This is a genomic window from Bacteroidetes Order II. bacterium, from assembly GCA_016788705.1.
Classification (GTDB): domain Bacteria; phylum Bacteroidota; class Rhodothermia; order Rhodothermales; family UBA2364; genus UBA2364.
This window is the reverse complement of record JAEUSQ010000039.1, coordinates 194,504-208,013: the sequence shown is the minus strand read 5'-3', so window position 1 is coordinate 208,013 and position 13,510 is coordinate 194,504. Positions and strand designations below refer to the sequence as shown.

At 41.6% G+C, this 13,510-nt stretch carries 10 protein-coding genes and 1 riboswitch; of the genes, 1 reads left to right on the top strand and 9 read right to left on the bottom strand.

Annotated elements, in window-relative coordinates:
* Positions 1-8 precede the first annotated feature (8 nt).
* Together JNN12_10635 and JNN12_10630 are read right to left on the bottom strand one after the other, a co-directional pair.
* Positions 9-1,418 (bottom strand): FAD binding domain-containing protein, encoded by a 1,410-nt coding sequence (locus JNN12_10635; GenBank protein ID MBL7978785.1) that lies wholly within the window; start codon positions 1,416-1,418, stop codon positions 9-11.
* A 2-nt stretch (positions 1,419-1,420) separates the two neighbouring features.
* A complete protein-coding gene (locus JNN12_10630; GenBank protein MBL7978784.1) occupies positions 1,421-1,900 on the bottom strand; it encodes a nucleoside deaminase in 480 nt (159 codons plus the stop codon).
* A 713-nt stretch (positions 1,901-2,613) separates the two neighbouring features.
* Between JNN12_10630 and JNN12_10625 the strand changes: the two genes are divergently transcribed.
* Entirely contained in the window at positions 2,614-4,752 is a 2,139-nt protein-coding gene (locus tag JNN12_10625) for a T9SS type A sorting domain-containing protein (GenBank protein ID MBL7978783.1), read from the top strand.
* A 98-nt stretch (positions 4,753-4,850) separates the two neighbouring features.
* Here the strand turns inward: JNN12_10625 and JNN12_10620 are convergent, their stop codons facing one another.
* From JNN12_10620 to JNN12_10590, 7 genes are all read right to left on the bottom strand, one after another.
* Positions 4,851-5,576, bottom strand: a complete 726-nt coding sequence (locus tag JNN12_10620) for a hypothetical protein (GenBank protein MBL7978782.1) — start codon at positions 5,574-5,576, stop codon at positions 4,851-4,853.
* A 24-nt stretch (positions 5,577-5,600) separates the two neighbouring features.
* Complete coding sequence (locus JNN12_10615) at positions 5,601-6,326, bottom strand: hypothetical protein (protein MBL7978781.1); 726 nt, start codon at positions 6,324-6,326, stop codon at positions 5,601-5,603.
* An 85-nt stretch (positions 6,327-6,411) separates the two neighbouring features.
* Positions 6,412-6,984, bottom strand: a complete 573-nt coding sequence (locus JNN12_10610) for a hypothetical protein (protein MBL7978780.1) — start codon at positions 6,982-6,984, stop codon at positions 6,412-6,414.
* A 119-nt stretch (positions 6,985-7,103) separates the two neighbouring features.
* On the bottom strand, positions 7,104-8,327 hold the full coding sequence (locus JNN12_10605) for a hypothetical protein (GenBank protein MBL7978779.1): 1,224 nt from the start codon (positions 8,325-8,327) through the stop codon (positions 7,104-7,106).
* 390 nt (positions 8,328-8,717) lie between these two features.
* Positions 8,718-10,349 carry a chaperonin GroEL gene (gene groL / locus JNN12_10600; protein MBL7978778.1) on the bottom strand — a complete coding sequence of 544 codons (1,632 nt, stop codon included), beginning with the start codon at positions 10,347-10,349 and terminating at the stop codon, positions 8,718-8,720.
* 55 nt (positions 10,350-10,404) lie between these two features.
* Positions 10,405-10,695, bottom strand: a complete 291-nt coding sequence (locus JNN12_10595) for a co-chaperone GroES (GenBank protein ID MBL7978777.1) — start codon at positions 10,693-10,695, stop codon at positions 10,405-10,407.
* A 174-nt stretch (positions 10,696-10,869) separates the two neighbouring features.
* The gene (locus JNN12_10590; GenBank protein MBL7978776.1) at positions 10,870-13,308 is read right to left on the bottom strand and encodes a TonB-dependent receptor; all 2,439 of its coding nucleotides are present in this window, start codon (positions 13,306-13,308) and stop codon (positions 10,870-10,872) included.
* Positions 13,309-13,374: 66 nt separating this feature from the next.
* Positions 13,375-13,467, bottom strand: a riboswitch (TPP riboswitch).
* Positions 13,468-13,510: the final 43 nt, after the last annotated feature.

Sequence of the window (13,510 nt, the reverse complement as noted above, 5' to 3'; positions counted from 1 at the left end):
AGAGCCTCTTATACAAATCGAATATCGGGTAGCGCCACTTGTAAATGGGCAAAGAACAATTGCCGGACCAATAGCCGCTTATACGCCTCTTGCCCACGGACATCGCTGATGGGGGCAATTTCTTGTTGCAAGATTTCGTTTGCGGCCTTGAAGAGTGCTTCTTGCGGCTTTTTACCCATCAAAAACTGGCATGTTTTTTTAAGATATTTGGGGTATGGCGCCACACCACCCGCCGAAAGGTGGAGATGGACGATTGTTCCGTCTTGATCGGTTTTGATGGTGCAGGCAGAGTTTACAGAAGCAATGTCTAAATGCGTCCGCTTACATACTTTTTCAAAATTAACCACAACATCTTCTTCGGGCGGTACGAACGAAATGGCGGTGAGGTGTTCCTCTGGGCGCTTGGCTAATTGCTTGTATCCAGTATAAAAATCTCGTAATGGAATGGTCCGTGAACGGCCAGACCGTGTAGAAAGGTGAACATCTGCGTTGAGTCCCAAAAAGAAAATACTAAAATCCCCAATGGGCGAGGCATTCACAATATTCCCTGCCAAAGTCGCTTTGTTGCGTATCTGGGTGGATGAAACTAATTTGATGACTTTCGGGAGTGCGGGCAACATCTTTTGGAGTAAATCGGACTCGGCCAACTGGGTGACGGTGGTGGAAGCGCCCAAAAAACAACGTCCATTCTCCATCCAAATTCCTTGCAAGTCTATTTCCCGTGCCACCAAGCGAGGCCTGCTACTGCGCACAGTTTCGGGTCGTTGTACCAATAAATCCGTCCCACCCCCCAAAACCACATTATGGTCCTCTGGAATTCCGCGGTATTTTTCGGAGAGCATGTGCTGTAAATCCCGCAGTCGTTCTGGGATTTGGGCAAAGTATGCCGGAAGAAAGCCTTGCTGTGTTAGTTCCACCAAACGATCGGGTCCGGAAATGGTCTCCAGTGTGTCGGTTAGGCGCAAAATCGCCCGCTCGATGGATTTATAGCCCGTGCAGCGGCAAATATTCCCGTCCACTGCCGTAATGCCTGTTTCTTTGGTTGGCGCTTGGTCGGTCATCATGTGTCCGGTAAGCGACATCACAAACCCAACCGTACAAAATCCACATTGCGTTCCATTTTCTTCTACCAAAGCGGCCTGAACCGGACTAAGGTGCGGCACATTGATGCCTTCTACGGTGACCACATGCCGACCATTGACATTTCCCAGTGGCATGATGCAGGAGGTGACACTCCTGTAAACCAACCGACCGTCCTCAAAGTCCCCAACCAAAAGTGTGCAAGCGCCACAATCGCCTTCTCGGCATCCAATTTTGGTTCCCGTAAGCCGCTTGTGATACCGTACAAAATCCAAAAGTGTACTGCCTGCCGGATGATCCGTTTGAACCAATTGATGATTTAAAAGAAAGGTAATCATGTTCAATACTCAATTTTGGCCGTGCTGACTGCCCATTTCCGGAAGGCTTCAAGGGCTTCTTCGCGTAACATCTGACGGGTAAACAGTTTGCGTTCGCTTAAAGGACGTGCCAACTCTTCGTAGATAAACTGATCGTCGAACTGAATGGCGGCGGCATCTTCTTTGCTGTTGGCAAAATACAAGGCATCTGGTCTGGCCCAATAAATCGCACCCAGACACATTGGACAGGGTTCACAACTGCTGTAAATCTCGCAACCCGTAAGCTGAAAAGTGTGTAAAACACTACATGCCTCTCGAATCGCCATCACTTCCGCATGGGCGGTGGGGTCATGAAGTCGGGTAACACTGTTTACGCCACGGGCAATGATTTTTCCCTCTTTTACGACCACCGCGCCAAAAGGCCCACCTTGCCCAGTAGCCACGTTCTCTTCCGATAACCGGATGGCTTCGTGCATAAATTGGGCGTCAGGAGGGTTGTTCATGCATTAACCGATCATGTCTTTTAAAATTTGGTGGGACGCAATATACAACATTCTTATAAATTTGGAAGCCCTTTTCTTGGAGAAATCAAGAAGGGCCTGTATAATACACAACGATTGTTTTTCAAGTGAATCATGGAGCGCAAGCAGCTATTGCCGAATTCGAGTGGGGCAGGGCGCCTCTCTGGATTGCCTAACGTGGAGTATTTTAAACCGTTACACAAAGTAGCTACAACAAGATGGACACATTTGACCCCAAACCGGAGTAGATAGATATGTTAAAATAATTTGTTTACATAAAATTAAAAAAAACTATTGATTTAGTAGTGCGTTTGTCTCTATATTGCTATCACAATGCAATTTAATTCTTTAAAACATATTCAGACGTGCAAATAAATACTAATACTTGATTTCTATTTAAGCTAATTATAAATTTAATTTATTGTTCTATAACAAAAAGGATATATGCGCAGACCCATGAGCTGTTCGAACCTTTTGATGGAAAATTGTCAAAAAACAAGCAGAACGATTTACTGAATTCAAAAAGAGTGAAACGCTAACCGAATTTCAGTTTATTAAGTTGAAATTACCTCATTATATTAAAGATGTAATTTCAATTGAAAAGACCAAAGTAAAGATACTGTTCCTAATGGAACATATATTTATACGATTCGTGTTAAAGAAAAAGAATATACATATAAAACCATATTATCAAAATGAAAAAATACTTTCCATTCGTACTGATATTTATTATCACAGACATTGCTAATGCACAACCCTTTTGGTCTCGTTCCAATTTGCCAACGGAGACATTTATTCCTACCATTATATATCATGAAAATTCAATTATAACAGGCTCTATTGGCCATGATGCTTATAGCGATCCTGTTTACTACTCTAATGATGAAGGCTTATCATGGGAAGTGCAAAGATTTTCAAATGATCAAACAGAAGCTATGATAAAAAAAGAAAATGAATTATTTTTATCTATTTCTGGTATGAATGCTGCCTGTATTGTTGGTTATAATATGCTACTTAGTCCAAAAGATTCTTATAATTATAGCTGTTCTAAGGGTAGCGCTTTTGATATGATAAAAGATTCTTCTGGAAGTATGATTTGGGCAACATCAGCAGGTCTTTGGAAATCTGTTGACGGACTAAAAGGCGATGACACCAAATGGGAAATAATCGCATTCCAAGACACTTCCGTAACCACTATTCAACAACTTCAAGATAAAGGTCTTGTGGTAGGTACAAAATATGGGGTTTTTCGACGTTTGACAAATGGTAGCTGGAAAAAAATATCTCCTAATTTCAACATCACATCCATACTTTATGAACAACAAGAGCCTTATCTACCTTCTAATTTATTTGCTGGGGCGGAAAATGTCGGGCTAATGCGTTCTAATGATCATGGCGAAACTTGGGAAATAATTTTTCCAAGTAAAAAAATATATGATATATATAAGATTGACAATAATAAAATAGCCTTTGCTTCAGAACAAGGACTTTATATTTATAAAATTGAAGAAAAAACATGGATTAAGACGAATATAAATATGCCATCATTTAAAATTATCAAAGGAAAAAATAACTTGTTCGTTGCAACATACTCTGGAGTTTATAAACTGAGTGGTGATGTTTCATTCTGGGAAAATACCAATATACCTAAGACTATAATAAGGGAAGTGTATCATTCAGAAAATAAAGAAGTTATTTACGTTGAAAGTATAAGAAGGGAAGATCCATTCACAGGAGTTCATAATCTTTATAAAACTACAGATAAAGGAAAGACTTGGATTGAAGATACACACCTGAAAAAAATAAATCCAAGAAATCTAATCATAGAAGGCAATATTATTTATGGCTTTTCTTTGGATATGAATAAAATATTTGAGTATAACTATATTGCTAAATCCATAATTATTAAAGACTTTGAATTCTCTAATCCTATTCATAGAATAATTAAGTCCGATAAATCATTTATGGTATTATTGAAGAATGGAGATGTCGTTTTAGTCGAGAATAGTGGCCTTGTTAAATCCATTAGAACAGGCATTGAGGATAAAAGTATAAGAGATATTATTCGAGATAAAGAGGGGAATATATTTATAAAGGACGATATTGATATTTTTAGATACGATCTAAATAACCAAAATTGGGTCAAGTTAATAAGACCTTGTAATAATGTCTGTACGTTCACCTCTTGGATTGCCGGAGATGATGGTATGGTGTATGGAGTAGGAGCGGGAGTCTTGGTCCAACTCAATGCAAGCCAAGGTCGTTGGGAATGGATGCCCATTAATGGATTAAAGATCAATCATGATATGCCTGGTTTTTATGTGAACAATAAAGGCAATATTTTTGTAGGAACAGATCGCTTATATAGATCAGCAAAATTTGACGAACCTTTTGTAGAAATTAATAATTCAATTCTTGAACCCCGATTAACAATAGACTCATATAGAGATCCCATTACTAAAATAATTGCCATGCCGGATGGTGCTGTTTTAGCAGGGACACAAGGAAATGGTATTTTTATATCACCTGAGAAAATTCTTATCGCAAACGAAGGAAAAGTAGAGTTGCCTGCTAAAATAACACTTTCACAAAATTATCCTAATCCTTTTAACCCAAACACGACCATTACTTTTACGCTTCCCCAATCAAGCGAAATTAATCTTACTGTATTTGATGTTTTAGGAAAGAAAATTAGTGTATTAAAAACAGGGTGGCAAAATGCAGGAAAACATGAGGTTCAATTTAATGCCGAAGACTTGCCGAGTGGTACATATATTTATCGCCTGCAAGTAGGTAATCATGTTTTAACAAACAAAATGATGTTAGTAAAGTAGCCTAAAAGTATTGCAACAAGAAAGAGGTTTAATTTAAGTGGTTTCTACTCTTTTTCTTTTTCAGCTATGGCTTGGGTTGCATACTTGTACTTAAGAGGCTACTTTAATGGAAAATCAAAATGGTAATCTGCAATTTTTTTCACATCAAGAATCCCCCATTTGTTTCGCTCAATCTTATGTAACATGATATCATAATAAGCGATGCTTTGCTCGGAAACTTCAGTCACACGCATGGTCCATGAACTCGGATAGATGTCTCGTCTATTTAAATAATGATCCGTACTATACGGCCCTCCTTTTCGGGGTATGCCTAAAATTAAATAAGCAAATTGAATAGGTTCAAAGAAGTCATTAATATTATTTGGTTTTGTAGTCAAAATTTTGCCGTTATTACTTGGCTTAACAATTGTGATTCTTTCAATTGTTTGTTCTTCGTTCCGAGAATCAATGTAAACAGCGCCTAATCTCTTGGCCTCCCGAAGAATTCGTTTCGCCGTCTTTTTCTTTGTTGGCAAGGTTCCTTCCCAACATGAAGGCGTGTCATGAAAGAGTTTATATCCATAAAAATTACCGCCTGGTTTCGTTAAACGTTTATGATCAATAAAACGGGGACGTATCTCATCTGAAGTAAACCTACCAGATACAGGATATCTATCCCTTAAGAATAAAGTCAAAACAGTTCTAATAAAGTGAGAGGACATCTGGGCATATCCTTCGTTTATTTCCTGTTTGGTAGGCTGGATGACGTCTTCACATTGTGCATATACATGCAAATGGAATGTGCAGCCTAAAATTAAAAATAATATAAAGTGCTTATGCATCATGATTATGTTTCAGAGGTTTTTTATTTACTTGATTGATTTGGAAATACATGTATTTATATTTTCGGTTGATAATGTAAAATTTTTGTCATAAGAATCCACTCCAAACTCAAGCCAAAAAGGTATATGTTGTTGATTCTTTAATAAAATATGATCTAATAAATGTATAAATACCCATTCTAAAGCAATTTTATCTTTGTAATATCCTGTTTGTGTGTCATCTAATATCAATGGGTCTAATGTAATAAAGGTGTTATCCAGATACATTAATCTGCCCTCGTTAGGGAAAAACTGAGTAAATTCAGGTATCTTAAGGAAAGCCAATACCTTACGATTTACTCTATCCGTGGGGTCAATCTTAGCAACGACAATACCTTTTTCAGAAAGTAAAAGGCTTCCAATACCTGCTAACTTATTACAGGTATCGCCTCGTGTCCTTATTGTTTCGATGATCTGTTCAAGCTTAGCATATTGTTCAGTATTTAAGTGAGAAACACGTGATTTATCACAATAATATTTTCGGATAAATTGATCATTATTTGGACAGGGAGGGGGGCGATATGCGCTATTGCCTATTTTAATTTTGTTTTTTGCATGGCTTCTCAAGCCCATACCGTAATCCCACAATGTGTCCGACGAAAAGCCGGTAAATGAAGACGAATCAAGATAAGGATTCTTTCCACTGGCTTCTGGTGTAGTTAGGGTAGAACCAATGAATAAGATACTTAATAGGCAATTAAATAAAAGAAGCATGCGTTATTTTTGTTTAAAGGGATATTTTTTTGATTTTGAAACGATTTTAGTTGGGAGTTTATATTCGTTTTTATCAAGCAAGCAGTTATGACGTTTTTTTCTTCTTAAAAACGAAGTCATAGTGAAATCCCAAAACCCATCTTGCACGAATAAGTACCCATGTTTTAGGCTTAATTTCTTGCAGTGTAACATCATAATGAGCAACGCCTTGTTCATCAACTCTGGTCACACGCATCGTCCAAGCATTTGGGTATATATCTTTTTCGTCAATGTACAAACCAGGGCTATAGGGACCTCCTTTTCTGGGGATGGATAAAATCAAATAGGTAAAATGTATGGGATTCCAAAAATTATCTTGATGATCGTCTGGTGTATGAACCGTTATTTTTCCAAGTGTTTGTACTTCGTTTCGGGAATCAATGTAAAAAGCACCTAATTTTTTAGCCTCTTTATGGATCAATCTGGCGATTTTTCTCTTTGCTGGCAAGGTTCCTTCCCAACAGGGTGGGGTATCATGAAAGAGTTTATCCCCAAAAAAGTCGCCAGGTTTGGTTAATCGTTTGTGGTCAACAAACCGAGGGCCCACTGACTTGTCTGCATTCGGTGATCCTTCTTCTAAAAAAAACGATAATACAATTCGAATAAACGTTGCAGACATTTGTGCATACCCTTCGTTTATTTCCTGTTTGGTAGGCTGGATGATGTCTTCACATTGTGCATATACATTTATAGACATTGAACACGCACCAATGAACCAGTATATCAATAATTTGGGCATCAAAGTATGGTTTTGGGGTGAGGCGTTTTGGCATCATAAGAACATTCGGCTGTATTTTTTGTGTATAAAGTAGTATTCGGGGGGGCATCAAATTCGTATGTATATGAGATATGCTCCACGTTACTACCTAATAGTATATGATCCAACTCGTGAACAATAATCCACTCTAATGTAATCCTTTTACTTCCGAGATATTTAACCTGACTAATATCCCAGTTTTTGGGATCTATAGTGATCCATGCGCCCGACACGCCTTGTAACCTACCGTCGGAAGAAAAGTATGCAGGTGTGGGAACTGTTGCTGTGAAGGCAAATGGTTCATGGCCACCTCGATCTTTTGGGTCAATCTTTGAAACAACAAATCCCTTTTGTACCAGAAGCATATCACCGATATCGGCTAATTTAGCACAGGTTACACCTCGCCTTCTTATCCGGTCAATGATTTCCTTAATATCTTTATATTGACTGGGAGTTAGGTCAAAAACCCTGGTTTTATCGCAATAATACTTCTTAATCAACTTATCCTTATTATTAGGACACATAGGTGGCACATTGTCATCTGAGTCCACCAAATCGCCGCCGACCCCGCCGCCGCCGCCAATGAAGTCATCATTCCAAACGGGATGTGTGGGCAAATCTGGGGGAAGAAGAAATTCAAGATGGAGTTCAATACAGTCATCATAATTAATTTCAATGGTGACTGTTGGATACCCTTCGCTGCTTTTAATGGTTCTACCACAAATTATTTTTAAAAGAACCGAGGTTTTAGAAAGTGGGGCAGACGAGGGCGCCTCGTCAATCCATAGGTCATCTGGCAAGGCCTTCGAAGGATCAAACTGTAAGTGTTTTAACAAGAGCATAGACAGTTTTTCTGAAGTCGGGAACAGGCATCTTGCATATCGGGTGGTCGTGCTAAGGGTTTCGTCATTCAGAGAATACCGAATTCCTTGGATGTTCTTTATATCGGATATCTCAGCCAATAAACGGGGGGCGAAAAGTAACTTAATCTGCCCATAGTAGTATTTTACGGGTGAACCTTCTGGCGCTAATTGGCTAATAAAACAAGTGTATTCACCATTGCGTGCGGCTTCATAGGCATTAAAACTTTCACTTTTGTTTAGTGCTACCTTTTGATAAGGCATAAAGACCAAGTCAGTTTGTTGTTCTTGATGCTGCTTTTTAGAAGTAAATAAATCACATCCTGCCGAAAAAAAAGAGTACAAACAGAATGATAAGCGTAAAAGAAGTGGCTGCAAAAAATGGTAGGCGGGAACCTGTTGCTGTTAAACTATTTACAACGTGGCTTGTGGCTTGTGGCTTGTGGCTTGTGGCTTGTGGCTTGTGGCTTGTCCATAAGATATTTATGCTTAAAAGTATAGTGAAATAAATTACTTGTATAAGTATAATAAATTGTGATGATTTTGTCAAGTCCGCAAGAAATGTTTTTCTCTATCTGCAATCCCTATTTAGGGCATGTGGTTTTGAAGCGATTTTGAGGATGTGTATCATTATAGACAATTTTAAGCATAGTTGTAGCAGGAAGTGAAATTTGGTATATAAACACAAAAGGCCCCTTTCGGAGCCTTTTGTAAAAATATAGAGCGTGCGGTAGCTTAGAAGCCGTCCATTCCACCCATGCCTGGATTTGGCATCGCAGGGGCAGCCGGTTCGGGTTTTTCGACCACAACAGCCTCGGTTGTGAGCAGGAGGGAGGCTACTGAAGCTGCGTTTTGGAGTGCAGTACGGGTTACCTTGGTTGGATCAATCACACCTTCTGCATAGAGGTTCGTGTATTTATCCGTCCGGGCATTGAAGCCATAGTCGCCTGTGCCGTTCTTTACTTCATTCACAATCACGGAGCCTTCGAGACCTGCGTTTGCAACGATTTGGCGAAGGGGTTCTTCGAGGGCACGACGGATAATATTTACCCCGATTTTTTCGTCTTCATTAACTGTATTTACGCCATCTAGCTTAGGAATAGTGCGGATAATGGCCACGCCACCACCCGGTACAATGCCTTCTTCCACAGCAGCGCGGGTGGCATGAAGGGCATCTTCCACACGGGCTTTTTTCTCCTTCATTTCCACTTCGGTAGCGGCCCCAATTTTCAGAACGGCTACCCCGCCGGCCAATTTGGCCAAGCGTTCTTGCAACTTCTCGCGGTCGTAGTCGCTGGTGGTGGTTTCGATTTGGGCTTTGATTTGGTTGATACGGGCTTTTATGTCCTCTGGATTTCCAGCGCCATCCACGATCGTGGTATTGTCTTTGTCAATCCGAACGGTTTTTGCACGGCCCAAATAGTCGAGGGTTGCGTTTTCGAGGCGGTATCCGCGCTCTTCCGAGATCACAGTACCACCCGTCAGGATGGCGATGTCTTCGAGCATGGCCTTACGGCGGTCGCCAAAGCCTGGCGCTTTGACAGCCGCTACCTTAATTGTTCCACGGAGTTTGTTTACCACGAGGGTAGCAAGGGCTTCGCCTTCGATGTCTTCGGCAATGAGAAGCAACTGACGACCACCTTGTGCAACAGGCTCCAGAATCGGGAGCAGGTCTTTCATGGAACTGATTTTTTTGTCGTGGATCAGGATCACCGGATTGTCCAACTCGGCTTCCATTTTGTCGGCATTGGTCACAAAATAGGGCGAGAGGTATCCACGATCGAATTGCATCCCTTCTACCACATCAAGTTGGGTTTCGGTACCACGGGCTTCTTCGACGGTGATAACACCATCTTTGCCTACCCGCTCCATCGCTTCTGCAATCAGATTACCGATGGCTTCGTCGTTATTGGCGGAGATGGTCGCAACCTGTGCGATTTCGTTTTTATCTTGGATTTCGCGGCTGATATTTTTTAATTCTCCAACCACGACTTCAACGGCTTTGTCAATCCCACGCTTCAGATCCATTGGGTTTGCACCAGCGGTCACGTTTTTAAGACCAGCCGTTACAATGGCTTGTGCCAAAACGGTGGCGGTGGTGGTTCCGTCCCCGGCAACATCGCTGGTTTTAGAAGCCACTTCTTTCACCATTTGTGCGCCAACATTTTCAATCTTGTCTTCGAGTTCCACTTCTTTGGCTACCGAAACACCGTCTTTGGTGACGGTGGGAGCCCCAAATTTTTTCTCGATGATTACGTTGCGGCCTTTAGGGCCAAGGGTTACTTTAACGGCATTTGCCAGCGCGTCCACGCCGCGTTTGAGCGCGTCGCGGGCTTCTACGTCAAATTTGATAATTTTGGATGCCATGTTTAGAATGTATTTTGGTTAATTAATAACAATTAAAAATGATTCAGGGCTAAGATTAACCTGCAACAATGCCGAGGATGTCGGACTCGCGCATGATGAGGAGGTCTTCGTCGTCCACACGGATTTCGGTTCCGGCATATTTGCCATAGAGAACGACATCGCCTTCTTTTACGCCCATCTCAATGTGGTTTCCGTTTTCTACGCGACCTGGACCCGCAGCAACAACGGTTCCCCGTTGGGGTTTTTCTTTTGCGGTGTCAGGGATGAAAAGGCCACTGGCGGTTTTGGTTTCCGCTTCCATCGGACGGACCACGACGCGGTCGCTCAACGGTTTGATGCTTGCCATAATATTAACGTTTTAGGTTAAATGGATGAATGAATGTAATGATTCTATTGGGTTATTAGCACTCGGCTAATGAGAGTGCTAAGACTAATTTACAACCGGAAAGGTTCCGATTGCCATTGAAGGTTTTTTGAAGTATAATGGAATGAACGGTGAAGGCAGCTTGTGAAAGGGCTTTTACTGCAACGTATAGCGTATCTGAACAAAAGTATTACGGGTGGCTAATGGGAAGAAGGTACGAGATTCATTGCCATGTAATAAAATTTTGTGGTTCAACAAGTTGTTAATATCCATACTGATTTGCATATTGCGGCCAATCGCCCCCTTAGGTTGGAGTTGAATTGTGGCATTTATAATGGTAAAGGCATCATTTTGCGCGGATGGGTCGGATGGGTTACAACCGCTGTTGTCCACACAAAAAGCGCCTGTATGTTGTGCAGAGAGTGCGAAAAACAAGGCTTTGTACCGATAGGTTACCCTAAGATTGGCTGTTAAGTCCGGAAAAAGGGCGATTGGGTTTCCATCCCTTATTTCGGCGATTCCATTGGTATTATATTCTGTAAAACGGACGAGTTGATGTTTTCCCCAAGCAGCATTTCCACTAACCTCAACTTTTTGGGAGGGCGAATAAGTGGCTTCGGCTTCAAGACCAAGGTGGCGGGTTTCAGCAGCATTTCCGTATCGTGGTACGCCAAATTGGTCGAGGCCGCCACTCGGCACAATCTCGTTGCGGAACCCCATGAAGTAGCCATTCAGGGTCATTTGGAAGTGGGCGTTCCGAAAAGACACACCGAGTTCGGAGTTGAGGAGGTGTTCTGGTCTCACTATTGGCCGTGTAAAGTCAAGGTTTCCGTTTTTTGTTTCAAATTTGGGTGTACTGCCTGCACCAGCTTCTTCGGCATCATAGAGTTCTTTTAAGCGTGGTTCTCGGTTGGCAAGTGCTATGCTACTATAAATGGTTGTAGAGGGCTTTAAGTTAAAAGTGAAGCCAAGTCTTGGATTTACAAATAGATAAGGGACGGAGAACTCATTCTGAAAAAAAGATTCGTTGTATAACCGATAGGCCATTTTAATCACTTGTACATCACTTTGTACTTGGATACGCGCTGCATATTTTCGGAAATGAGAAGCATAAAGTGCCGCCACCCATTTTTTACCGCGATAGTTATAGACTCGGGCATCGGCCTCCCCAATCAGGTGCTCAGGGATGTCTGGGCTTGCGTCTTGGATGCGGCCCCAATGCTCGGAGCGATGCCAACGCACTTCCCCACCAAGAGTGGTTTGGGTGTTATCCGATTTGTAGGTCCACGAAGGCAACCAGCCGAGGTCTGTATTGTTTACCCGTGCACGTTGGGTGATGAAGGTATTGGGGGAAATGGTATAAAAATCAAGGTTTCGTTCTGATTCGTTCAGGCTTCCCCAATTATTGGGTAAACGGAAATAGTTAGGTGTTCGCCAAGTGGCATCAAAATCAAAATACCCACGCCCAATAAAAGCGTATAATTTGTGGCTCATGGTTTGGTTTTTCGCAACAGATTGGTCGTATAAAACCTCAAAATGTGGTTGATGAAACCACTCGTTTTCATCAAAAAAGGCTGAATAATTGGTACGGCGTTTTATGGTGTCTGAATTATCTTTTTTATCAATTCCATAATAGGCTAAACCATCTTTTTGTGGACCACCCCATGCCTGTAAGGTTAAAGAAGACTGTGGTTTAACCTGCTTTACCCCTGCAAAATACCGCCAAAAATCGGTCCAACTTCCTTCGCGATATCCATCTGATGCTACACGAGAGAGTCTAAAAAAGGCCATTGTTCCCTTTTTATTGGCACCTGTATTGAGCGATAGGCCATAACGACGGGTGTTGAAATTCCCGTATCCGAGCGTGAAGTTAGCGGCTTTTTGTTTTTTATATGGATCTGCCAAGATATTGATTGCGCCTCCAATACCGGAGGAGCCGTAAAATGCGGATCCTGCTCCCCGTTGCACCTGAATATCGGTAATGGCTTCTTGCTGATCGAAAAAATTAATCCAATAAACATTGTGGTCTTCGGCATCGTTTTGTGGAATGCCATTTACGGTAACCGCAATCCGCCTCTGATCAAATCCGCGCATTCGCAAATAGGCATACCCCATGTTGTTGCCGTTTTCGGAATAATAAGTTACAGAGGGCAATTCTGAGAGCAGGGCAGGTAAGTCGCGGGTTTGGGGTCGCTCTTTAAGGTCGCGTGCTGTTAGGTTAGAGAAGGTGATGGGGTTAACTTGTGCTTCTGCACGTTGTGCGGTAATCATGATAGTTTTAGATAAGATATATTCTTTTTTAAGTTTTATTTCTATAAGTTTTTCTGAAGGTATATGGATATTTTGCTGAATTGTTTCATAGCCTACAAACGAAGTAATCAGGAGGTATGCGCCTGATGGGATATTTTTGAAGACAAAGTATCCATTCGTATCCGTGGTGGTATTGCTGATTAAAATAGTATCACTATATGTCCGTAATTGAAGGGTTGCCCCCATAAGTGGTGTTTGGTCGTTGGCGTCCAAGACCCTACCCGTAATGTTTTGGGCAAATGACGATGGACTAAGAAGGAAGAGGAGGGCAAAAAATCGTAACATGGTTGTATCATTTCGGATAAAAGAAAAAAGGCAACCAACCACTTGGAATGCCCTGCTCGAAACGAAGCCATGTTCGCACGATTTTCCTACGCCAGCATGATCTGGTTCAGGTGCAAAGGGTATGATCTCAGCCCCAAACGGGCACCCCTAATCGTTGGTGTGGGCTTGATAACGATTAAGCATCGTTGGTGTTTCCTCATAA